Raw genomic sequence first — 23,360 nt, 5'->3', positions numbered from 1 at the left:
ATCCATAGCGTGCTTAAGTTGGCGACGCGGACCGTAAAGCACCCACAGATAGTCGTCGCCGAGCCCTTCGTTCTCGACGAGTAGACACGCTTAATGACGGGCGATACCAAAGTCCACTTATGCCGGTGAGTGGGCGGGACTAGCCTCTGGTCGTCGCCTCCGCCTCCCAGTAGGCGACACGCTGCAAAACAGCGAACGCTCCTGCGCCCTCCCCTCCGCCGGAGCGCGCGGATCAAGCAATGATCCGCCTCGGGCCGTCTCCTTCCGCCAGGGGACGGCCCCTTCCAGAACCTGGAGACGCCGGCGTGCAATGGTCTCCCCAAAATTTATCGTGAGATGGTCGTCAGGCGGGAATCTGCCGCTTAAGTCGAAAGCCAATTTAAGGAGTCTGCAATGAAGAAGCCCCGCCCCAAAGGTATTGCCCGCTATGACCACCCCGCGGGTGGCTGGGACGCACTGAAAGCGGTTGCCAAGACGCTCGCCCACCAGCAGATCGTCGCGCAGGGCAGCAGAACCCTGCTGAAGGCAAACCAGCCTGAGGGCTTCGACTGTCCGGGATGCGCGTGGCCTGACCCCAAGCATACCTCGTCGTTCGAGTTCTGCGAGAACGGTGCCAAGGCGATCACGTGGGAAACCACTGCGAAGAGAACCGATGCAAGCTTCTTTGCGCAACACACTGTGTCAGAACTCTGGACTTGGACGGATCACCAGCTTGAGGATGCCGGGCGCCTGACGCTCCCCCTACGATACGACCCGGCCAGCGATCGCTTCGAACCGATCGACTGGAACGCTGCTTTCGAGTTGATCGCGAGTGGACTGAACAAGCTCGGATCTCCCGACCAGGCAGAATTCTACACGTCCGGACGGGCGTCGAATGAAGCTGCGTTTCTCTATCAGCTTTTCGTGCGCGCCTACGGCACCAACAACTTCCCCGACTGCTCGAACATGTGTCATGAAGCCACCAGTGTCGGCCTTCCCAAGTCCATTGGTGTCGGCAAGGGCACCGTGACGCTTGAAGACTTCGATCATGCCGACGCGATCTTCAGTTTCGGGCACAATCCGGGCACCAACCACCCGCGAATGATGACGACCCTGCACGATGCGGCCCGCCGCAACGTTCCAATCATCGTCTTCAATCCTTTGAAGGAGCGAGCGCTGGAGCGGTTCGCTGCGCCTCAAGATCCGATCGAGATGGTCACGATGTCCTCGACGCCAATCGCCTCGGCTTATCATCAGATCCGTGTCGGCGGGGATCTGGCCGCCCTCAAGGGTCTGATGAAGGCAGTGTTGGAACTGGATACGGCGAGCCTTGCCGGAGGCGGCGACGGAGTACTCGACCGGCATTTCATCGACGAGCACACGTCGGGATTCGACGGGCTTCGCGCCGATGTCGAAGCGACCAGTTGGGACGAAATCGTCGCGGTATCCGGCTTGACGAAGGAGGCTATCCGGAGCGCTGCTGGCATCTACGCGAACGCCGAAAGGGTGATCCTATGCTATGGGATGGGCATCACGCAGCATGCACGGGGGACCCACAACGTGCAGCAGATCGCAAACCTGCTGATGCTACGAGGAAACATCGGCCGCCAGGGCGCAGGCATCGCGCCGATCCGTGGCCACTCGAACGTTCAGGGCGACCGGACGGTTGGCATAACCGAGGTTCCGAACAAGACGCTTCTCGACGGTATGGAACGCGTCTTCGGCTTTCGGCCGCGGAGCGAAAAAGGCCACAATGCGATCGAGGCGGTGGAAGCCGCCATCGACGGCCGGGCGAAGGCGCTGATCTGCCTGGGCGGCAATCTCGCCGTGGCCATGTCCGATCCCCAGGCCACATTCGCAGGCATGCGCAAGCTCGATCTGTCTGTCCATATAGCGACGAAGCTCAACCGTTCCCACCTGCTTACGGCGAAGACAACGCTCGTTTTGCCGTGTCTGGCACGGACCGATCTCGACACGCAGGCATCCGGTCCACAGTCGGTCACCGTCGAAGATTCAATGTCGATGGTGCACGCGTCTCGAGGATTTCTGAATCCACCGGGCGAACTTCTTCGATCCGAGCCGGCGATCATTGCACGGATCGCCAGAGCCACTCTGGGCGACCGACATGACATCGACTGGGAGGGCATGATCGCCAACTACGACCGAATCCGCGACAAGATCGAGGAGGTCTTCCCCGACTTTTCCGACTTTAACAAACGCGTGCGCAAACCCGGCGGGTTCAGGCTGGACGTCGCCGCGTCATTTCGTCGGTGGAACACGCCGGACGGCAAGGCGAACTTCCTTGTGTCTCCAGGTCTGTCGGAGGACTCGCCCCGCGGAATTCAGGATGCGCTGATGCTGACCACGATCCGAAGCCACGACCAATACAATACGACCGTCTATGGACTGGACGATCGATACCGGGGAGTTTTCGGTCGGCGCGACGTCGTCTTTATGAATTCCGAGGATCTCGCGGGCCGGGGGCTGAAGGACGGAGACCGCATCGACATCAAAGGATTAATTGGGGGAGACGACCAGCATCTGGTCAGACGGTTCACGGCAGTCGCCTATGACATTCCTCGAGGCTCGATAGCGGGCTACTATCCGGAGATGAACGCGGTCATGTCCCTGCATCACTACGATCGACTGTCGGGAACACCCTCCTATAAGGGCGTCCCCGTGCGAGTCGCGGCCACGTCGGCTTGAAGATTGACTCAGCTCGCAACATCCGGGCGTTCAGGTCGGCGGCAGAAGGCGACGTAGGTTGTCGCGGTCAGTCATCCCGTTTTGAAACCACCACAGAAGGTGTCGGGCGGCATCCTCGGCCTCCGTACCCTGCCTCTCGCATCGTCGAATGGCGCAATGGTCCTGGAGCAAGCCGCGTATCATGACCACGTCTTCAGGCCACAGCGGCGTCCCGCAACTGTTGTAGTTCCGATACATGGGTTTCCGCCCTCTGTGCACGATTAGACTTGGTCCGCACCGCTGCATCCAGCCGATATGGGAGAACAATTCCCCGCCGACCCGCGGGCAGTGCCTGACTGGACTTTGCCGGCACCCAGACGCGGACTGAAGCTGTGGCCCGTTTGATGTTGACCTGGACTGCGACAAGACCCGCCATCGCGAGAAGGATCACGACGCCGGGAAATATCGAGGCGGACTCTTCGGGGTAGCTCATCGTCTTCTTCTCCTGAAAACTGCCGGCCGAACGCCATGGTCAGGAGATCAGTACGTCGACCGACGAAAATGGTGCCTGTTGGACACAGGCATCGTCGACACCTTCGTATGCCCGACACCTTCGTCCACTAGCGGGGCGACCCCACGTGTCCGAAACTCCGCAGGCGAGCGCCCACGACCACAGGGTCGTGGGCTGCGTTCACCGCCATATCGGAGAAGCACTTATGAGCGATTACGAGACAGGAAACCTCACACGCCGTTCTTTCGGCGGGTTTGCAATCGGCCTGACGGCAGCGGGTCTCCTTTCGGGACGAGCCGCGAATGCCGCCCAAAATAAGAAGTTTGCGCTACCATCCGGGCAAGAACTGGTTGCCGACCGACAGATCGACGCCGGGGACCTTAGTATCGGATACGCCGAGCTCGGCCCGGCGAACGGCCCCCCAGTCGTTCTTTTTCACGGCTGGCCCTACGACATCAACGCGTTCGCGGAGGTTGCGCCGCTGCTTGCTGACCAGGGTCACAGGGTGATCGTTCCGCATCTGCGCGGGTATGGAAGCACGAAGTTCCTGTCGGAAAACACCATGCGTAACGGCCAGCAGTCGGCGCTTGCCGTGGACGCGATCAAGCTGATGGATGCTTTGAGGATCGACAACGCGACCGTGGCCGGGTTCGACTGGGGTGCGCGGACGGCCGACATCGTGGCCGCGCTCTGGCCGGAACGATGCAAGGGTCTGGTTTCCGTCAGCGGGTACCTGATCGGCAACCAGATGGCCGGCAAGGCGCCGCTGCCGCCGTCCGCCGAGCTCCAATGGTGGTATCAATTCTACTTCGCGACGGATCGCGGCCTGGAAGGCTATGGAAAATATACTGACGACTTTGCCAAACTGATCTGGCAGCTCGCCTCCCCAAAGTGGAAGTTCGACGACGCCACGTTCGAACGAAGCGCCAGGGCATTCGCCAATTCGGACCACGTCGCAATCGTCGTCCACAATTACCGCTGGCGGCTGGGTCTCACCGATGGCGAGAAACGGTTCGACGAGTTCGAAACGAAGCTCGCGGCCGGACCTGAAATTCACATCCCTTCGATCACGATGGAGGGCGACGCCAACGGCGCGCCTCACCCGGATTCGAAGACCTACGCGGGTAAATTCAAGGCTAAATACGAGCACCGGCTCGTCACCGGCGGGATCGGCCACAATCTCCCGCAGGAGGCCCCGGAAGCGTTCGCAAAGGCGGTCGCTGAAGTCGGTTCCTGGACGTAAGGGAAATCGATGCGTCGAAACTGCGGGATGACTATCGAATATTTCGATGTTTCCTATCATAAAAAGACGGCTAGCGCGGAGCTCCCCGTCCGTGTGATGAAAGCCGCGATTACGTCGGCGACGTCCGCATTGACGCTGGCGACCGCGAGGTCACATGGAAAGGATCCACCTTTGGAAATCGGTATCGACAGCTTCGCCATGCTTCTGCCCGACTCTGAGACGGGAATGCTCCAGTCCGCCGTCGACCGCATGGAGGCCGTACTGGCCGAGGTCGAACTTGCGGATCAGGTCGGACTGGACGTCTTCGGCATGGGCGAGCACCACCGCGAAAACGCGCTCGACTCCGCACCGGCGGTTATCCTCGCCGCGGCGGCGGCACGCACGAAGACGATCAGGTTAACAAGCGCCGTCGCCGTCCTGAGCGCCGCCGATCCCGTACGGGTCTTTCAAGAGTTCGCTACTCTGGATCTGATTTCGCGCGGCCGCACGGAGATCGTGGTGGGGCGCGGGTCGTCAGTTGACGCATACCCGCTCTTCGGGTTCGATCTGCGCGATTACGATGCTCTCTTCTTGGAGAAGCTGGAACTGCTGCTCAAGATCAGAGAGGAGCCCAAGATCAAATGGCAAGGCCGTTTCCGTCCTCCGCTCAATGGCGAAGGCGTCTTCCCTCGCCCGCACCAGAGCACTCTTCCAGTGTGGCTCGGCGTCGGCGGCACTCCCGAATCCTTCATCCGCGCCGGCACACTTGGCCTGCCGTTGATGGTCGCCATCATCGGTGGGAGCTTCGAGCGTTTCAGGCCGTTGGTCGAGCTCTATCGTCGGGCGTGGGACGCCGCCGGGCATCCGCCCGAAGGCAAGAGGGTCGGCGTGCACGCGCTCGGCTTCGTAGGAGACACCGACGAAGCCGCCAGGAATGCGTTCTTTCCCGGCTGGTTTCAGATGTTTACGGATGCAGGAAAGGAACGAGGCTGGGCGCCGCCGACGCGAGCGCAGTTTGAACAGATGTGCGGTCCGCAGGGCGCGTTCGCGGTCGGCAGCCCGGCAACCGTCGCCGCCAAGGTCCTGCATGCAGACAGGGCTTTGGGCGGAGTTTCTCGCTTCACGTTCCAAATGAGCACCGCGGCACTCGAGACGGAGGCGATGCGCGGTTCGATCGAGCTGCTTGGCACGGATGTCGCTCCGCTCGTTCGCGGACGCGATCTGGATTAAGGTCCTCAGGGCGCCGGAAATCCTCGGCGCCCCGGAACTCCTATCCAAAGATCAGTCTTTGATAATCGGCCAGCATCTTCGGATCCTCGACGGACCCGTGATGATGGAGCTGTCGCCAGGCGCCCTCCTTTCGGATGAACCAGCGTGTAGTCCGAAAGGCGACGTCTAGCGTCTCGCCCACCGTCCGGCATATCCCGCGTTCACGGCCGACGAAGAGATGCCAGTTGTCTCCGCCCTGGCTCGTGAAATCATGGAAGGTCACGTGGACCTCCGCCCGTCCCTCGAAAAGCTTAGCGTAGCCTTCGGCGATTTGATCCCAACCTCGGCGAATGCCACCGATGGGATTGTCCATGCTGGGGGTCGTGTCGTTGAACCAGACCGCTTCCAGCCCCTGCAGATCCGCGGCGTTAAAAGCCCGATAGAATTCGATCAACACATCGATCGGGCTACCGTCTCCTCGTTTCGTTTCGTCGCCGTTGATTTCCATGAGATGCCAGTTCATCGGGGTCTTCCTCTCTACCTACTACAGCAACGTCAGGAGCTGGGCTCCCGCGGTCGACGAGGCCGGGTTCTGTCCCGTGATCAGGCGGCCGTCGATAATTGAAAAACTTGCCCAGTCCTCGGACTTAACTGGCTTCCAAGCGCCTTGAGATCGCCGTCGACGAGGAACGGAACTTCCTCTTCCAAGTTGGCGAACCCTGTGACCCGCTTGCCCCTGACCATGGGATATCCCTGGTAGGTCATGTGATGGAAGACAGCAGGTCCATGGCACACGGCGGCCACAGGCTTGCCCAAACCGTAGAAGTACTCGATCAGCGTGATCGATTTGCACTCCTCGACCAGATCCCACATCGGGCCGTGGCCGCCAGAATTAAACACGGTATCGAAGTCCTTCGCATCGACGTTGGCGGGACGCACCGTGTTGGCAAGCACCGACTGGGCGTCCTTGTCCACTTTGAAGCGGGTCATCGAGGGCGTCTTGTCTTCCGGCTCGTCGCTTTTCGGGTCGATCGGCGGTTGTCCGCCGCGCGGCGAGGTGACGGTGATCGCCACCCCGCCGTCCTTAAAGGCGTAGTACAGTGCCACGAATTCCTCCAGCCAGAAGCGGTTCTTTCTTCCCGTGTTTCCGAGACGATCATGCAAGGTCAGCACTGTCAGGATCCTACTCATCGCTCTCTCCGTTGATTGCGGGCGCGGAGCCCTGTTGCGGTCGGACATGAGCCGCAGGTATGCCTCCTCCATCGACAGAAACAGGATGCTTAAAGAAGTCTCGGGGTTCCATTGTACGATGGTGTCACAATCGGGTTTCCGCCGCCCGGAATAAGCCGGCCGCCCGATACCATCGTCCAATGGAAATCGAAATTGTAAGATGCGACGTCTTTTTTTGGCCGGCGACGCGCGGGATCGCCGATGCCGTGGACCGTCGAACATGCTATGTTCCGGCTGACGAGGGGGAAAGACTTTGCATTTGTTGGTGGGAAATCAAACGCAAGGGATGACGACGAGGATGACTGACGCAGTAGCTTCATCAATCGACGCGGTCGTACCACCTATCGTCTTCGTCGTAGACGACGACCTGTCCGTCCGTGAGTCTCTCGAGATGCTGATTACGGCCGCGGGCTGGCAGCCAGCACTGTTTAGTTCCGCGCGGTCGTTTCTGGAGGCCGCTCAGACGGCGGCCCCGAGCTGCCTACTGCTCGACGTGAACATGCCGGATCTGAATGGTCTCGACCTGCAGGGCATGGTTGCTCAGAGCGGAAACAAGATGCCGATCATCTTCATCTCGGGATACAAAGACGTTCCAGCAACCGTCCAGGCGTTGAAGGCCGGCGCCATGGATTTCCTTACAAAGCCTATCGACTCGGCGGAACTGCTCGGCGCCGTTCGATCCGCGTTAGCGCGCAGCGAGGCGCTTAAGCACGAGAACGCGGCGCTCTCCCAGCTGCAGCACCTATACGACGCGCTGACACCTAGGGAACGCGAGATCATGGTTCGCATTATCAAGGGGCTTTTGAACAAGCAGATCGCCTATGAACTGGGGATTAGTGAGATCACGGTGAAGGCGCATCGCGGCCGGCTCATGAAGAAGACGGGCGCCCGTTCGCTGCCTGAACTCATGGCAATGGCCGCCCGCTTGAACATGGACGACGGCGTCGGCCACTGACGTCCTAAGGGTGCCGGGCGGCCTTCACGACCTTCGTAGAGCTTCGCTCGCCCGGAAACATCTGGATCATGACGACGTAAACCCCAGCCCCCACCACCAGTGCGATGCTGGCGATGGCGAGCGCGAGATCGAATCCTGCGTCGACGTCCGCCACCCGAGCCATGATCGCTCCGACGGCAGGCGGCCCCATGATCTGCCCTATCGCGAAGACGGCCGTCAAAAGTCCCATGTACCGCGCGTGATGCGTCGATCGTATCCTTCTGACCTCGTTCATCGCGAAGAAGCTGATGGCGGTGAAAGGCAAGCCGACAAGAATGCTGCTGAACGCAAGACTCGGGGCGCCGTGCCAGACCACCGACAGCGCCACCCCGACCGCCTGCAGAAGATAGGCGACGACGAGATGGAGCCTGACGTCGGCGGTGTGCCGCACGCGCGCGGCGAGCAATGATCCGGCGACTGCGGCAAGTCCGAAAAGCGGCCAGAAGACGGTGAGAAGCGGCGAGCCGGGGATGGTATTCTTCGCGATGACCGGAAGATAGGTCGCCGTGATGATGTAGCCAAACCCGGCCAGCCCGTAGGCGATCGCAAAGAGTGGCATTTCCGATTTTGGCACCCTGCCAGACGCCCGCGTTGAGGTCCCGACCGAGTAGGCGTCGGACGGGCTCGAATTATTCCCAAAGGTTTTCCAGATAATGGCGCTGATGATCGCCGAGAGGGCGGAAAACACAAGCCAGGCCGTGCTGCCCGATAGCCCGAGCAAGGTCATTCCACTTGCGGCCAACCCGGACGCTGCGATGCCCGCCCCCGGACCGGTGAATATGGCGCTTCCGATCGAGCTACCAGTTCCCGAAAGCTGGGCAAGACACCATCCGGAGGTGAAGACGAATCCGACTGCGGAAGCCACGCCCGCGAGAAACCGAAGAGCAACCCAGGCATCGGCGTAGGGCGCAGACATCAAAGCGGTAAGCAGGACCGTGGCCACCAGTGTCAGGCGGATGACGAAGGTATGATCCCACCTCCTGGGCACTGCCATCGCCGCCAACGCGCCGACCAGATAGCCCACGTAGTTTGCGGTGGCGAGGCCTCCGGCTCGCGAGAGGTCCAAGACGCCGTCGTGCAGCATCATCGGCAGGATCGGAGTAAAGGCGAACCGTCCGACGCCCATGGCGATGGCGAGAGACGCCGATCCAGCGAGGACGACCACATATGGACTAGGGCTGTGTTTCGACATGACGCTGTCCTTCGTTCGATTTGAGACATGTCCCACGATCAAGAGATGCTCGCGCCACCCTCAGGTAGGATGGCCCACGTTTGTGTGAACCGTCACTCTGCGGCAGATTGTTTGCCGCGATCCGGAAGGATCGACGGAATGCCGTCAGGTCGGACTGCGGCGTGCGATGACGTCGAATGCGGACTGGTAGAGCGCGCGCGTCAATTCCTCAGCCCCGACTCTCAAAGCAAGACTGGCCGATTGACCGGACCAAAGGTTCGTAAAATCGTTTCGCATCTCCGCCTCGGCCATCGCTCTGATGGGAACGAGAGCTCCTCCGGCAGTCGGAAATGCCGGCACGGTATCCGAGATTGGACCCAGATCGCGCATTAGACGGTTTACAACGCCTCTCGCTGGACGGCCGGTAAAAACATTCGTTATCGCGGTGCTGTCGTCTCGGACGGAAGCCAGCGCCTCGGCGTGAACTGCGGGAATCCTCGCCTCGGGGCAGAATAAGTATGCGGTCCCGACCTGGACGGCGGAAGCGCCTAGCATTAGGGCGGCGGCGACACCTCTCCCGTCGGCGATGCCGCCGGCAGCGATTACTGGCACCCGCACCGCGTCGACCACCTGGGGCAGGAGCGCCATGATTCCAACCTGGGTCGTCATGTCCTGGCTCAAAAAGTTCCCACGATGTCCGCCGGCTTCGAAACCCATGGCAATGACTGCGTCGACGCCATTTTTTTCGAGCCAGACGGCCTCGGCCACGGTCGTCGCGGATGATATAATCTTCGCACCTGTCGCCTTCACACGCTGGACTAGTGACTTTTCGGGCAGCCCAAAATGAAAGCTCACGACCTCCGGTTTCAACTCCTCGACAACCTTGCAGAACGAACTGTCGAATGGTGCGCGGCCCGCCGCGGCGATCGGCGCGGCAGGGTCAAGTCCTGCCTCTACGAAGTAGGGCGCGAGCAGAGCTCGCCATCGCATCTGCGCCGCCAGATCTTCGGCGGGAGAAACGTGTGAGAAGAAATTCACGTTCACAGGTGCGTGGCTAGCGCCGCGAATCTCATGGAGTGCCTGGCGCAACCCCTCGACGTTTAACAGAGCGCTCGGGAGGGAACCCAGACCGCCGGCCTTGGCCGCGGCGACGACCATTTCGACCGTCGAAGCGCCGGCCATCGGCGCCTGGATGATGGGAAGCTCGATTCCAAAAAGGTCGAGAATTCGGCGATCCGGCCAGCGGGTCATGTGGACTCCTTGTCACGTTGCAACGCTGATACCCCCGGCCACCAGCCACGTCTATTGGACCTTGGTGTGCTGAACAACGACCCAATCCGAAGGTATCGGGAACACCTTCGTACAATATCGGGTCCCGATTTTCGGCGCGATGGTTGTAGCGGAGCGGACGACGGCGACTGCCGGGCAGCTCCCGGCCGATGGCTGGATCAAAGTATCACACGAGGAACAAAGCGACCGACCGCCACCTGGCGGCCGAAGGAATCCGCGTCGCCAGAACGGAGGTAGGCATGAGCGTGCATAAGACTGTTATCATCACCGGCGCGTCGCAAGGGATCGGCGCCGGACTCGTCAAGACGTTCCTGGACAAGGGTTGGAATGTCGTCGGAACCTCTCGGAATATCAGCGAGAGCACGCTATTCGACCGAGAAGGCCGGCTGGAGATGATCAGCGGCGACGTCGCAGATCCCGAAACGGCCGAGCGGGTGGCGACAGCGGCGGTGGAGCAATTCGGTTCGATCGATGCGCTCGTTAACAATGCCGGGGTCTTCTTCACCAAGCCGTTCCTCGAATACACAATTGAAGACTTCCGACGCCTGTGCGCGACGAACGTCGAAGGGTTCATCCATTTCACGAAACACACCATCGGTCAGATGCTACGTCAGAAGTCTGGCGGGAGTATCGTGACGATCACGTCGTCCCTGACGGACCATCCGATCGCCGGCGTGACAGCGTCGCTGCCTATGATCACCAAGGGCGGACTCAACGCGATCACGAAGAGCCTCGCGCTGGAGTTCGCCAAGAACAACATCCGTGTGAATGCGCTTTCGCCAGGCGTCGTCGACACCCCCCTCCACGCGAAAAACCCGCGAACATTCCTCGAATCCTTGTCGCCGATGGGCACTATCACGGCCGTACAGGAAATTGTCGACGGCGTCGTCTATCTTACGGAATCCTCCAATATCACAGGCGAGGTGCTGCACGTCGACAACGGCGCACATCTGGGAAAATGGTAGTCGCGAGCGCTGAGGCGCGCATCAAGGAACTAGCCATAGGCCTCCCGAAGGCGCCCACGCCATTCGGCGCGTACGTCGAAGCGTTCCAAAGCGGATCGCTGCTTTTCCTAAGCGGCATGCTGCCGGTCGCCGGACATGTGCCACTCTATACGGGCATCGTCGGGCGCGAGCTGTCCGTCTCGGAAGGCTACGACGCGGCGCGAGCGGCCTGCCTTAGTGGTCTAGCCGCCGCGCGGTCGCAGCTAGGAACGCTGGACAGAATCCAATCGGTCGCCAAGTTGGGCGTCTATGTCGCCTGCCCTGCCGATTTTCGTGAACACCCCAAAGTTGCTGACGGAGCGTCAGAGGTGTTGCTTGACGTGTTCGGCTCCGCCCGGCTCCCTCCCCGTGTCGTCCTCGGCGTTTCCAGCATACCGCTTGGAATGCCTGTCGAGATCGAACTGGTCTTCGAGATCGGGCCAGCGTTCGTCTCACAAACTTAAGAAAGGAGCCAGCCATGAAGGTCAGACAACCAACACTTACAAGCGCCATCGCGATGTCGTCGAAAACCCTTACCGCCGCGGCGCTGCTGCTGCTTCCGACGCTTGCCCTTTCCGGTCAGACGAAGGTCGCCGAGAAGGTGGATCGTACGGCAGAGGCCAAGGCCGACGCAGTTCAGGAACATGTGCAGATCAAGGTAGACAAGCGGACGCCCGCCTATTGGCGCGTCACCTTCGACAACCCGCCCTTCAACATCTTCGGACCGGAGACGATCCCCCAGATGGAGAAAGTTGTGGCCGCAATCGAGAGCGATTCTAATCTTAGAGTTGTCGTCTTCGAAAGCGATGTACCGGGGTTCTTCCTCACCCACTACAATTTTACGCCGCCTCTCGCCGAATCCACTGGCCTCCCCTCTAGCCCGACCGGCTTGCACCCGCTGCCCGACATGCTGGTCCGTATCAGCAAGTCACCAGTCGTCTCTATCGCGCTCATCCGCGGCCGCGCGACGGGGGTCGGAAGCGAGCTTGCTCTCGCCTGCGACATGCGCTTCGCGAGCCGTCAGAAGGCAATTCTTTCTCAGTGGGAGGTCGGCGCGGGGCTCGTCCCCGGTGGCGGCCCGATGGCAAGACTACCGCGGCTGATGGGGCGCGGTCGAGCGCTTGAAGTCCTTCTCGGGTCCGATGACATCAACGGTGAACTCGCTGAGGAGTACGGCTACGTCAACCGATCCTTCGACGATGACAAGCTCGATCCGTTCGTCGAGGCCCTGGCGACGCGGATCTCTGGCTTCGACCGACAGGCGATTGCAGACACCAAGCGTCTGGTCGATTTCGCGAGCCTTCCGAGCGATCCCGAGATCGCCGCTGGCTGGGACGCCTTCATAACTTCTGTCCAACGGCCGGCGGCGCAGAAGAAAGTCGGACGCCTGATGGAAATGGGCCTGCAGAAGGACCCGGACGTCGAAGCCCGGCTCGGACACTACACGCAAACTCTGGCCGACGAGTAGGCCGAGGCGGTGCCCGCGCCAGGACTCGGCAGGTCGCACGGGCATCCGACATCCTTCAACGCACTCAACGACAAAGGAGAAGTCTCATGCACAGTCTTGAAAACCAGATCGTCGATTCCAGCTTTTCGGCCATCATCAACGCCCCGATCGAGAAGATCGATATTCCGACATGGTGCTTTAACCTACCCGAAAAGGAATACCAGGGATGCTCGCCCGCCCACATCGCAGCGGGCTTCACGACGGCGGACGACGGCACGCGGATGTCGATTAACGTCGAGACGATCGGCGGCAGTCTGATGGTCCAGCATTACCATGAGACACTCGGCGAAAAGCATCATCTCATCCTCGACTCCGATTCGGACGTCTTCACGCCGAACGGCCGGGTCACCATCCACGTCACATGGGAACTGAGCGTGAAGAAGCTCGATGCGAACCGCTGCGAATTCACCAACCGCGTTCAATCCTACGCGACGGACGAAATGATGGCCTTCCTTGATCGCCAAGGCATCCCGTTCGAACTCTTCCGTACGCAGCGACAGCCGATGTCCATCGCCCATAACAAGGGCGAGACGCCGCTGTTCGCGGCGAGCATCGAGCGCGCGGCCCTGAGGAACTCCGCGACGAAGGCGGCCTAAACCGGCGAAGGAGAACATCATGACTGAACTATCCTTCGATAGGAGCAATACCGGACTCCTGGTGGTCGATCCGTACAACGACTTCATTTCCGAGGGTGGCAAAATCTGGCCGCGGATCAAGGCGGTCGCCGAGGCGAACAACTGCGTACCGCACATGCTCGAAGTGCTGACTGCCGCCCGCGAAGCCAAGCTCCGCGTGTTTTTCGCGATGCACCATCGCTATCGGGCCGGAGACTACGAGAACTGGAAGTACGTGGCGCCGATTCAGCGTGCGGCCTGGCACCGCAAGAGCTTCGAGTTCGGCACTTGGGGCGGGGAGTTTAGAGCCGAGTTCGCGCCCGTGGCTGGCGAGGTCGTCGCATCCGAGCACTGGTGCTCAAGCGGCTTCGCCAATACCGATCTCGATCTCGAGCTGAAGCGGCATGGCATCCAGCGTGTCATCGTGATCGGATTGGTGGCCCATACATGCATCGAAGCCACCGTCCGGTACGCTGCCGAGCTCGGATACGACGTCACCGTTGTGAATGACGCGGTCGCCGACTACTCGTCGGAAATGATGCATGCGGCGCTGGAGGTCAATCTCCCCAGCTATGCCAGTGCCATCGTCGATACGAAGGAGACCGTGGCTGCGATCGCCCTCAAACAGGCTGTGTGAATCTGCCATCTTATGGGTCACTTGCATCCGGCGGGCCCAAAGCTCGCCGGATGCAGCTCAATTTGAAAAGTAATACTATTTGCATGCCGAGGGTTGGCATGCCTCGCGTGGACGCCTATTTGAGGTCGAAAGCCAAGGCCAACGGTTCGCGTCGAGCCTCCCATATGAATGATGGACGGAACCGACTCCTAGTTTCGAAAGGATCCATGATGACACTCTCAGGCGACCTCCTTTTCGGCGGCGCGAACGTCCGCGGCTCGGCCGCGACATTCGCCGCCGTCAATCCCGCCAACGGCAGCCCCATGGAACCGAGTTTCGCGGGCGCGACCAGGGAGCAGATTGACCAAGCCGCGTCTTTGGCTTGGGACGCCTTCCCGGTCTACAAGGAAACTTCGCTCGAGGATCGAGCCCGCTTTCTGGAAGCCATTGCGGAAGGAATTCTGGCCCTTGGCGACGAACTAGTCCTGCGAGCGATCGAGGAGACTGGGCTGCCGCGCGGCCGCATCGAAGGAGAGCGTGCCCGAACGGTAGGACAGCTCAGGCTCTTCGCTAAGGAAGTCCGCGACGGAGCTTTCCAGGAACTGCGTTTCGATCCCGCAGACGCCGACCGCAAGCCGGTGGCGAAGCCCGATCTTCGGCTCCGCAACATCGCTCTCGGACCAGTCGCGGTGTTTGGGGCATCGAACTTCCCCCTAGCGTTTTCTGTCGCTGGTGGCGACACTGCCTCGGCCCTCGCCGCCGGCTGTCCGGTGATCGTCAAGGCGCACTCCGCCCATCCAGGAACCTCCGCACTCGTTGGCAAGGCCGTCGTCGGGGCCGTCGCGATATCCGGCCTTCCAAGGGGCACTTTTGCGCTCTTGTTCGACGTAGGTTTCGAAGTCGGCCAGACGCTGGTCGCCGACCATCGTATCCGCGCCGTCGGCTTCACCGGCTCGCGCCGTGGCGGGACCGCGCTGATGAAGATCGCATCGGAGCGGAAGCAGCCAATACCCGTCTACGCTGAAATGAGCAGCATCAACCCCGTCATCCTCTATCCAAACGCACTGCTGGGGCGGGGCGCGGAGATCGGGAAATCGTTTGCGGCCTCGCTAACCCTCGGGGCCGGTCAATTCTGCACGAATCCTGGACTGATCATCGCCATCGAGGGTGCTGGCCTCGACGCCTTCATCGAGAGCGCGGCCGCAACGTTAGCGGAAGCGCCGGCTCAGAACATGCTGACGGGCGGCATCTGCGAGGCGTATCGAAAAGGCGTGGCAAGGCTGTTGGCCGCATCATCGGTCTCGCTGATCTCTTCGGGGAAGAATGGAACGGCACATCAGGCCTCTGCCGCGCTTTTCCAGACGACGGCTGCTGCCTTTCTCGCCAATCCAGAGCTTCAGGAAGAAGTCTTCGGCGCGGCGGGGCTGATCGTTCGCTGCCACGACGACAGCGAATTGCGTAGGGTCGTCGAATCTTTAGAAGGTCAGTTGACCATCGCGCTACACGTTGATGCCGAGGACGTCGCCGCCGCCTCGCAGATGATCCCGCAGTTGGAGCTTCTCGCCGGCCGGCTCCTCGTCAACGGCTTCGGCACGGGCGTCGAGGTCTCGCCGGCGATGGTCCATGGCGGACCTTATCCGGCGACGTCGGACGGAAGATCGACCTCGGTAGGCACATTGGCGATCTATCGTTTCCTGCGCCCGGTCTCCTACCAGGACTTTCCGGTCGGCCTGCTTCCAACCCCACTCAAGGATGTTCAGGCCGCCGCTCGCGTGCAGAAATAGAACTGCAGCGGGGGCCTCACGCCCCCGCTCCGTGTCTACAAGGGTTAGACCCCGGAAGCCTTCGCAGCCATCGTGGCCTTCGCCCACCAGACCAGCTCGTCAAGCGCAGTCTTCGCCGATGGCAGGAGGTTGGCTTCGATCTCTTCGATAGGCTTGTTGCCGCCCATCGAGAAGACGGTGAAGAAATCGCTGCCGCCGATATGAACGGCCGCATGCGTGGAAACCATCTGCAGCTCGACGCCAATTCCGCGCAGATGCTCAAGTGCGCGCGACCCGCCCGCGCTGCCATAGGCAATCGCGGTGAATGGCTTGCGCGCCCATTCCACGTATGACTGGTCGAGAGCGTTCTTCAGTACGCCGGTGATCGAGCGATTGTATTCCGCGACGACGAAGATGTACCCGTCGTAGCGGGCGACGGTCTGCTGCCAACGAACGGCTTCAGCACTCTGGCTGGGTGCGTAGGCGTTCGACGCCACCTCGTCGAAGAACGGCAGGGGATGGTCACGCAGATCGACGATTTCGACGTCGATGTCTTCGCGGGCCTGAGCCTGCTTCAGCATCCACTGCGCGGGCTTGTCGGCGAATCGCGTCGGCCTTGTAGAGCCGATGATAATGGCGATTTTTGGTTTCGTAGGCATGGCATTCCTCATTTTATATCGTGTTAATGATGATGACCCTCGTGGAGAGAGGATCAGGTGCTGCTCAGGGCGTCTGCATAGGCATAAAGCCCAGGAGAACCTCCCGTCATGACGAACAGGACGTTCGATCCTGGCGCGATGACTTCGTTTTCGATATCGGACAGCAGGCCGGCAAAGGCTTTCCCTCCATAGACGGGGTCCAGAAGCAGGCCTTCAGTGCGGCCGACGAGCCTAATCGCTTCAATCATTTCGGACGTCGGCATGCCGTAGCCGCCGCCGAGCTGCGCTCCGTCTATCGCCAGCTTCTCCGCTCGAATTCGGTCTTTCTTCCCGAGGAGGTCGAAGACCGCGTTGACCTTCTCTAGCGTCGCGGCGACGCATTTCTCCGCTGGCAAGAGAACGGTGTATGCTCTGATCCTGGACGGATTTTTCCCGTCGAGGGCATCACCCACGGCCAGACCGGCGTGCATGCCGCCGCTACCGTTCGGGATGACGACGTGGTCGAACGCGATGCCCATCTGAGTCGATTGCGCTGCGATTTCGAATGCGCAGTCGACGTAGCCCAGAGCTCCGACCGGCGTCGAACCGCCAAGCGTGCCGACGAAAGCCTTCCCTCCGGCCGCGGCGATTTCCGACGCACGGCGCGCGGCGAACGCGCCCGCATCGTCGCCCGTGCCGAGGACGTGGACGCGGGCGCCTAAGACCCGGTCCAACAAGACGTTGCCGTTGGCCTGGTAGATCTCGGTCCCGCGGGGCACCATTTGAGCCAGGACGACCTCGCATGCAAGTCCGGTTCTAGCGCAGGCGGCCGCGGCCAAACGGGCGAAGTTCGACTGAACTCCCCCTGTTACGACGAGGGTATCGCAGCCTTCCGACCGTGCCTGGCCGATCAGGAATTCGAGCTTGCGGAGCTTGTTGCCCCCGCCCCCGAGTTCCATGAGATCGTCTCTCTTCACCCAGATCGAGACGCCTCGTCGGTTCTCGCCAAGCACTTGCTCCAGACGAGCCAGCCGCTGGATCGGCGTCGCTCCGTTCATCAGGCGCACGCGCGGAAACCGGTTCAAAAGATCCCTGTCGGACATCTCTGCCTCTCATCTTGAGTGTTGGAGCACGGGTGTCAGGACGCCAGCGCCGGCGTCCGGTAGCGAGGAGCGGGAACGTTGCGCGAAAGATTGGGCATCAGTTTCTGACGGGCCGCCTCATACGCGTTCCAGTCTTCTATGTTGGGTACCGAAGGAAGCGTGATCAGTTCGCCCATATCGAGACCGGCGAGTGCAGCATCCACCGCATCTTCGGCCTTCATGACGATCTGGTCGGGCAGGCGGTCGAGCGAGCTGCCCGACGCCTCCCAGAAAGGCGTCTCCACCGCGCCGGGAAGTACGGCCTGGATTCGGATGTTCTTTTCTGCCAGCTCTTTTTGCAGAGAGAACGTCAGAGCGATGACGAACGCCTTCGTCGCGCCGTAGACGCCGTTGAGGATTTCAGGAGCGACGCCCAATGCCGAGGCCATGTTCACGATCGTGCCGTGCTCGCGTGCGACGAAGGACGGCGCGACGGCATAGACGAGACGAGTCAGAGCCGTCACGTTGATCGCGATCATTTTTTCCATCGCCTCGACGTCGGACATGAGCAACGGTTCGACCGCGCCGACCCCGGCATTGTTGATGAGCATGGTGATCGACGGGTCGCTCCGAAGGATCCCTTCGACCTTCAGAAGGTCGTCGCGCTGGCCGAGATCCGCCCGAACGATCTTTACGTTCCGACCGGTCGAACTTGCGATGTCCTTGCTGATCCGGGCGAGCGCATCCTGGCTGCGCGCCACCAGTATCAGGTCGTAGCCGCGGCGGGCGAGCCTGTCGGCGTAGAGCGCTCCGATACCCGACGATCCTCCGGTGATCAGCGCAGTGCCTTTTGGAAAGTTTGTCATTGTGGTTCTCCTTGGTTGAGGTGATTTCGGTATAACGTCAGCGCAGCGTTCTGAACGCCGTACGCAGCTCCGATGAGAAAAGGTCTGGTTGCTCCCAGGCGGCGAAGTGACCGCGCTTGTCGACTTTGTTGTAGTAGATGAGGTTGTGGTACGCCTTCTCGGCCCAGCTCTTCGGCGCCTGGTAGATCTCGCCGGGGAACACGGTGATCGCGGCCGGAATCTTGATGTCGACGGCGTTGAAGTTGTTGGCGTTGTTTTCCCAGTAGAGCCGCGCGCTTGACGTGGCGGTCCCTGTGAACCAGTAGAGCGAGATGTCGTCGAGCATCTCGTCCTTGGTCAGCGAGTTCTCCGGATCGCCGCCGCTATAGGTCCAGTCGGCGAACTTGTCGTAGTACCAGGCGGCGAGACCGACCGGTGAGTCGGTCAACGCATAGCCCAGCGTCTGCGGCCGCGTGACCATCATGAAAGCGTAGCCGGCGCCCTTCGTGTACAGCGCGTTCATCTGCTCGTAGGCGGCCTTCTCGTCTTCGGAAAGCCCGGCCGGCGCGGGTTCGCCATCGGCGAGCGCCTTCGCAATGTCGGGCGGAACAGTCGCCGGCATGTTGGTGTGGATGCCGAGAAGTCCGTCCGGTGCCTGGGCCGCCATCTTGTCGGATACGACAGCGCCCCAGTCTCCGCCCTGCGACACATAACGGTCGTAGCCGAGCCGCTTCATCAGCACGTCCCAAGCACGCCCGATGCGGTCCGGCCCCCATCCGGTTTCGCTTGGGACCTCCGAGAAGCCGTAGCCCGGCATGGACGGTATGACGACGTGGAAGGCGTCCTCCGCGGCGCCGCCGTGCGCGGTCGGATCGGTGAGCGGCCCGATCGTCTTGACGAGTTCGAGCACCGATCCGGGCCAGCCGTGCGTCATGATCAGCGGCAGCGCGTCCGCGTGCTTGGACTTGACGTGAATGAAGTGAATGTCGAGGCCGTCGACTTTCGTCATGAACTGCGCGTGGGCGTTCAACTTCTTCTCGCCGCGTCTCCAGTCGTACTCCTTGCACCAGTATTCCACGAGCGGCTTCAGTTTTTGAAGCTGGACGCCCTGAGAGCGGTCGGGAACCGTCTCCTTGCCGGGCCAACGTGTCGCACGGACACGGCGGCGCAGCTCATCGACCTCCCGCTGCGGGATTGCGCACTTGAAGGGGCGGATAGCATCGCCCTCCGCTGCTGCCCTGACAGCCTTGGGAAGAATGCTAAGGGCCGCGGTCGTGGCCGTGACGGCAAGCAGTTCGCGCCGTGTCGGCGACAGTGCGCTTGCCGTTTCTACTCCTAACATAACGTCCTCCGTTAAAACTGAGTTGTTGGATTGCGTCTTAGGGATCGTCCGGCAGGGCTGCCGAAGATATTGTTCGAAGGTATCGGCGATACCAAGGGATCGGTTAGCGACGTGTCCGACCCATCGACACCTTCGAACAATGGACATCGGGGACGGCGACGGCGCATCGTCCCGATCGCGGTGAAGGTGACCGCGATTAACAGGGAGATCGAGATGGCTATCCAGGCACCCACCCCAACCAATTCAGCGCGGACAGATCAGATCGACATGAAGCTCGAAGTCGTCGTCATTCCCGTGTCCGACGTCGATCGCGCCAAGTCCTTCTACACCGGCCTTGGTTGGAGGCTCGACGCCGACGTGTCGGGCAAGGACGGCTTTCGTGTTGTGCAGGTGACCCCACCGGGCTCGCCTTGCTCCGTGATCTTCGGATCGAATGTGACGGCCGCCTCACCCGGTTCCACTCAAGGCCTCCACTTGGTCGTCAGCGACATCGAGATGGCACACGCCGCTCTCGCCTCCCGCGGCGCCGAGATAAGCGGCGTCTTTCACGACCCCGGCGGCGTCTTCCATCACAAGGGCGCCGACCAACGGCTGCCCGGACCACATCCCTCCCGGTCGAGCTACGCTTCTTTCGCTTCCTTCTCCGACCTGGACGGAAACGGCTGGCTGCTGCAGGAGGTCACCGCGAGACTTCCCGGTCGCGTCGATGCCAAGGGCGCTGCGTTCACATCCGCAGGCGACCTCGCAGAGGCGCTGCGAAGGGTTGCTTCCGCCCATGGCGAGCATGAGAAGCGCGACGGCGGCAAACACGACGATACTTGGCCGGACTGGTACGCCGACTATCTGGTCAAGGAGCAGGCTGGCCAAACCCTACCGACGTGACCGCTTCAATCTTTCACTTCACGGCATTCCGACCGCCCTCCGGGTCTGAAAGCCTGCGCCCCAGGCGATCCTCCCCGCCTGAGCGTCGCGCAAGAACGCCGGTCCTTTTCGGGCCGGCGTTCCCGCTGCTGCCGGCGACACTCGTCCGTCCGCCTCGGATAACGAGCACCAAGCCGATACCGAGCTCATCACCGTGACTGGAAGTTAGCCGGGGACGACGCCAAGGAGAACTGTCGTTTACCTGCAGACAGCCAACCGCGTTTCGGCACAATTATTCGAGGCTGCCGGATTCCGTGGCGATGCGTCCAAGTTCTGAACGTAGACGCGGGACTGCGAAGTCGATGAACGCTCGAACTTTCGGAACCGCTGCGCGCCCTTGAGGGGTCAGGATGTGGACAGGCAGCGCAGGTGGCTCCGCCTGAGGAAGAACGACTCTGAGGCGACCGTCTCGGACATATTCCGCGACATGATAGGAATAGAGCCGGGTCACGCCCATTCCTTCGGCGGCGGACGCTGCGGCTGCTCGGACGCTGTTGACGAGATAGCGCGGGGTGAAGTGGACGGTTCTTGGGACGGAAGTGTCTTTGGCCGGCGCAAAGCTCCAGGATTCGAGGCCGAAGTTCGAGAAGGCTATCAGGTCGTGGCGGGAGAGATCCGACGGCTCGTTGATTGCGGCTCGGCTGTCGAGATATCGCGGCGCCGCGACCACGACGCGGCGGACATCTCCGCCGATGCGTGTGGACATGTGGGTCGAGTCGGCGAGATTGCCGATCCTTAGGGCGACGTCCACTCCCTCGTCGACCAGGTTCACGAAGCGGTCGAGCATCAAAAACCGAACAGAGACGTTGGCGTTCTCACGAAGGAAGCTGTCGAGAATCGGCCGGAGCACCTCTTCGCCCAGGATGGGCGGCGCCGAAATTGTCAGCGTTCCTCTGGGAGAGGATCGCTCCGAGCCGGCGATCATGTCCGCCTCCTCGAGATCGACAAGCACCCTGCGGCACGCTTCGACATATCTCCGGCCTGCTTCACTGAGCTTAAGGCTCCGGGTCGTGCGATGGAGCAATTCGACGCCCACGTGCTGCTCCAGTAGAGAGAGAGCCCGGCTGATTGCTGTCGGGGACCGCTTCAGCTTGCGCGCAGCGCCGGCGAGGCTCCCCTCCTCCACGGCCGTCACGAAGACTTTCATTGCGTCGATGCGATCCATGATTCCTCACCTAACTGCTGGCCGTAGGATACCGTCACAGCATTCGCCGGCAGGCAATATCCTTGATATGATTCCAAGGTATTGGCGATACCTTGGTGCAATAGATGGCGCGCTTCGGGAATGACAGGTTCGGCCCATCAGTTTTCCAATCAGAGGATCGCGCAATGCATACCCAGTCAGTTACTCGTAGAACGCTTCTCGCGACTGCAGCCGTCGCCGGAGCAATGACCCTGCTTCCCGTTGCGGCTGCTATCGCCGGCAGCGACGAGAAGCAGATACGTCGATTCAAGTACAAGGCAAAGCAAGCCGATCTCGACGATCTTCGCCGTCGGATTAAGGCGACGCGCTTCCCCGAGCGGGAGGTCGTCGACGACAACTCGCAGGGCGTCCAGTCGGCCACGATCGAGAAGTTGGCAGCCTACTGGGCGACGGACTACGACTGGAGGAAGGTAGAGGCGAAGCTGAACGCCCTTCCCCAATTCACGACCGAAATCGACGGGGTCGAGATTCATTTCATCCATGTGAAGTCTAAGCACGAAGGCGCCTTGCCGATCATCGTGACGCATGGGTGGCCTGGCTCGATCATCGAACAGATGAAGATCATCGAGCCGTTGACCAATCCCGCTGCAGCAGGCGGCTCGGCGTCCGACGCGTTCGACGTGGTCGTCCCCTCCATTCCCGGCTATGGTTTCTCCGGAAAACCGACCGAGAAGGGGTGGGACCCAATCCGCGTCGCCCGCGCGTGGATCGAACTGATGGAGCGTCTTGGCTATAGCAAGTACGTCGCGCAAGGCGGCGACTGGGGCGACGCCGTCACCGAGCAGATGGCGCTGATCGCGCCGCCCGGACTTCTTGGCATCCACGTCAACATGCCCGCGACCATCCCTGAAAACATAGCGACAGCGTTGCAGCCGGGCGGTAAGAAGCCGGATGGCTTGTCCGCCGACGAATCCAACGCTTTCGACCAGCTCGCGGACTTCTACGCGCATGGTCTTGGCTACGCGATCGAGATGGCGAACCGCCCGCAGACGCTCGTGGGGATCGCGGATTCTCCCGTGGGTCTGGCGGCCTGGATGATCGACCACGACATCCGGAGCTACGACCTCATCGCGCGCGTATTCGACGGCGAGACCGAAGGATTGAGCCGCGAGGACATCCTCGACAACGTGACCCTCTACTGGCTGACGAACACCGCCATCTCGTCGGCTCGTCTGTATTGGGAAAACAAGCTGGCCTTCTTCCAGCCGAAGAACGTCAAGATTCCTGTTGCCGTCAGCGTCTTTCCCGACGAAATCTACGCGGCCCCACGAAGCTGGACAGAGAAGGCCTATCCCAATCTCATACACTTCAACAAGCTGGCCAAAGGCGGCCACTTCGCGGCGTGGGAGCAGACAAAGGTATTCTGCGAGGAACTGCGCGCCGGGTTTCGGACGCTCCGGACGTCGTGAGCGTTGATGAAAGCTAGATTCAATGCTTGAATGATTTCGGCCTTCGGGTCGCGATCAGGAACTTTCCACGGCGCCACGCCTTATCGTTCAACGGTGGCGTTTCATCGATTCGAGCGGAGAATGTCTTCAATGGGCCTTGCCCTTA

The 23,360-nt window shown here is 61.2% G+C and carries 20 protein-coding genes and 1 pseudogene; 12 read left to right on the top strand and 9 right to left on the bottom strand.

Annotation, left to right across the window (positions count from 1 at the left end; all coding sequences use genetic code 11):
- Nucleotides 1-393: 393 nt before the first annotated feature.
- From GF108_RS07050 to GF108_RS07040, 3 genes are all read left to right on the top strand, one after another.
- A complete protein-coding gene (locus GF108_RS07050; protein WP_153667425.1) occupies nt 394-2,685 on the top strand; it encodes an FdhF/YdeP family oxidoreductase in 2,292 nt (763 codons plus the stop codon).
- 695 nt (nt 2,686-3,380) lie between these two features.
- Complete coding sequence (locus GF108_RS07045; protein WP_153667424.1) at nt 3,381-4,418, top strand: alpha/beta hydrolase; 1,038 nt, start codon at nt 3,381-3,383, stop codon at nt 4,416-4,418.
- Nucleotides 4,419-4,589: 171 nt separating this feature from the next.
- Nucleotides 4,590-5,627, top strand: a complete 1,038-nt coding sequence (locus GF108_RS07040; protein WP_153668202.1) for an Atu2307/SP_0267 family LLM class monooxygenase — start codon at nt 4,590-4,592, stop codon at nt 5,625-5,627.
- Between the two features lie 40 nt (nt 5,628-5,667).
- Here GF108_RS07040 and GF108_RS07035 read toward each other — a convergent pair whose 3' ends face one another.
- Both GF108_RS07035 and GF108_RS07030 read right to left on the bottom strand, forming a co-directional pair.
- Nucleotides 5,668-6,129, bottom strand: a complete 462-nt coding sequence (locus GF108_RS07035) for a nuclear transport factor 2 family protein (RefSeq protein ID WP_153667423.1) — start codon at nt 6,127-6,129, stop codon at nt 5,668-5,670.
- A 21-nt stretch (nt 6,130-6,150) separates the two neighbouring features.
- Nucleotides 6,151-6,797, bottom strand: a pseudogene (locus GF108_RS07030) (type 1 glutamine amidotransferase domain-containing protein).
- Between the two features lie 337 nt (nt 6,798-7,134).
- Between GF108_RS07030 and GF108_RS07025 the strand changes: the two are divergent.
- Complete coding sequence (locus GF108_RS07025) at nt 7,135-7,791, top strand: response regulator transcription factor (protein WP_246663883.1); 657 nt, start codon at nt 7,135-7,137, stop codon at nt 7,789-7,791.
- A gap of 4 nt (nt 7,792-7,795) precedes the next feature.
- On the opposite strand, the gene GF108_RS07020 is transcribed toward GF108_RS07025, so the two are convergent.
- Together GF108_RS07020 and GF108_RS07015 are read right to left on the bottom strand one after the other, a co-directional pair.
- Nucleotides 7,796-9,022, bottom strand: coding sequence for a YbfB/YjiJ family MFS transporter (locus GF108_RS07020; RefSeq protein WP_153667421.1), 1,227 nt, complete (start codon nt 9,020-9,022; stop codon nt 7,796-7,798).
- Nucleotides 9,023-9,166: 144 nt separating this feature from the next.
- Nucleotides 9,167-10,252, bottom strand: coding sequence for a nitronate monooxygenase family protein (locus GF108_RS07015; protein ID WP_153667420.1), 1,086 nt, complete (start codon nt 10,250-10,252; stop codon nt 9,167-9,169).
- A gap of 278 nt (nt 10,253-10,530) precedes the next feature.
- Between GF108_RS07015 and GF108_RS07010 the strand changes: the two genes are divergently transcribed.
- From GF108_RS07010 to GF108_RS06985, 6 genes are all read left to right on the top strand, one after another.
- Nucleotides 10,531-11,256 (top strand): SDR family NAD(P)-dependent oxidoreductase, encoded by a 726-nt coding sequence (locus GF108_RS07010; RefSeq protein WP_153667419.1) that lies wholly within the window; start codon nt 10,531-10,533, stop codon nt 11,254-11,256.
- Nucleotides 11,250-11,738 (top strand): RidA family protein, encoded by a 489-nt coding sequence (locus GF108_RS07005; protein WP_153667418.1) that lies wholly within the window; start codon nt 11,250-11,252, stop codon nt 11,736-11,738. Before GF108_RS07010 ends, GF108_RS07005 begins: the two co-directional genes overlap by 7 nt.
- A gap of 14 nt (nt 11,739-11,752) precedes the next feature.
- Nucleotides 11,753-12,742, top strand: a complete 990-nt coding sequence (locus tag GF108_RS07000; RefSeq protein WP_172982584.1) for an enoyl-CoA hydratase/isomerase family protein — start codon at nt 11,753-11,755, stop codon at nt 12,740-12,742.
- Nucleotides 12,743-12,828: 86 nt separating this feature from the next.
- Entirely contained in the window at nt 12,829-13,377 is a 549-nt protein-coding gene (locus GF108_RS06995) for a hypothetical protein (RefSeq protein ID WP_153667417.1), read from the top strand.
- 19 nt (nt 13,378-13,396) lie between these two features.
- The gene (locus GF108_RS06990; protein WP_153667416.1) at nt 13,397-14,032 is read left to right on the top strand and encodes an isochorismatase family cysteine hydrolase; all 636 of its coding nucleotides are present in this window, start codon (nt 13,397-13,399) and stop codon (nt 14,030-14,032) included.
- Between the two features lie 209 nt (nt 14,033-14,241).
- Nucleotides 14,242-15,795, top strand: a complete 1,554-nt coding sequence (locus tag GF108_RS06985; protein WP_153668200.1) for an aldehyde dehydrogenase (NADP(+)) — start codon at nt 14,242-14,244, stop codon at nt 15,793-15,795.
- A gap of 44 nt (nt 15,796-15,839) precedes the next feature.
- On the opposite strand, the gene GF108_RS06980 is transcribed toward GF108_RS06985, so the two are convergent.
- The 4 genes from GF108_RS06980 to GF108_RS06965 are packed head-to-tail and all read right to left on the bottom strand — an operon-like array spanning nt 15,840 to nt 19,681.
- Entirely contained in the window at nt 15,840-16,433 is a 594-nt protein-coding gene (locus GF108_RS06980) for an NADPH-dependent FMN reductase (RefSeq protein WP_153667415.1), read from the bottom strand.
- Nucleotides 16,434-16,486: 53 nt separating this feature from the next.
- Nucleotides 16,487-17,515: a D-cysteine desulfhydrase family protein gene (locus GF108_RS06975; protein ID WP_153667414.1), complete on the bottom strand. Its 1,029-nt coding sequence runs from the start codon at nt 17,513-17,515 to the stop codon at nt 16,487-16,489.
- 35 nt (nt 17,516-17,550) lie between these two features.
- Nucleotides 17,551-18,360, bottom strand: a complete 810-nt coding sequence (locus GF108_RS06970; RefSeq protein WP_153667413.1) for an SDR family oxidoreductase — start codon at nt 18,358-18,360, stop codon at nt 17,551-17,553.
- 37 nt (nt 18,361-18,397) lie between these two features.
- Complete coding sequence (locus GF108_RS06965; protein WP_153667412.1) at nt 18,398-19,681, bottom strand: epoxide hydrolase family protein; 1,284 nt, start codon at nt 19,679-19,681, stop codon at nt 18,398-18,400.
- 213 nt (nt 19,682-19,894) lie between these two features.
- On the opposite strand from GF108_RS06965, the gene GF108_RS06960 reads away from it, so the two are divergent.
- On the top strand, nt 19,895-20,563 hold the full coding sequence (locus GF108_RS06960) for a VOC family protein (RefSeq protein ID WP_153668199.1): 669 nt from the start codon (nt 19,895-19,897) through the stop codon (nt 20,561-20,563).
- A gap of 271 nt (nt 20,564-20,834) precedes the next feature.
- On the opposite strand, the gene GF108_RS06955 is transcribed toward GF108_RS06960, so the two are convergent.
- Nucleotides 20,835-21,767, bottom strand: a complete 933-nt coding sequence (locus tag GF108_RS06955; RefSeq protein ID WP_153667411.1) for a LysR family transcriptional regulator — start codon at nt 21,765-21,767, stop codon at nt 20,835-20,837.
- A gap of 164 nt (nt 21,768-21,931) precedes the next feature.
- Here GF108_RS06955 and GF108_RS06950 point away from each other — a divergent pair, with 164 nt between their 5' ends.
- Entirely contained in the window at nt 21,932-23,215 is a 1,284-nt protein-coding gene (locus GF108_RS06950) for an epoxide hydrolase family protein (RefSeq protein WP_153667410.1), read from the top strand.
- Nucleotides 23,216-23,360 lie beyond the last annotated feature (145 nt).

The organism is Phyllobacterium sp. SYP-B3895, from assembly GCF_009647635.1.
Lineage (GTDB): Bacteria > Pseudomonadota > Alphaproteobacteria > Rhizobiales > Rhizobiaceae > Phyllobacterium > Phyllobacterium pellucidum.
The sequence above is the reverse complement of the archived record's forward strand: the minus strand, read 5'-3'. Positions and strand labels throughout refer to the sequence as shown.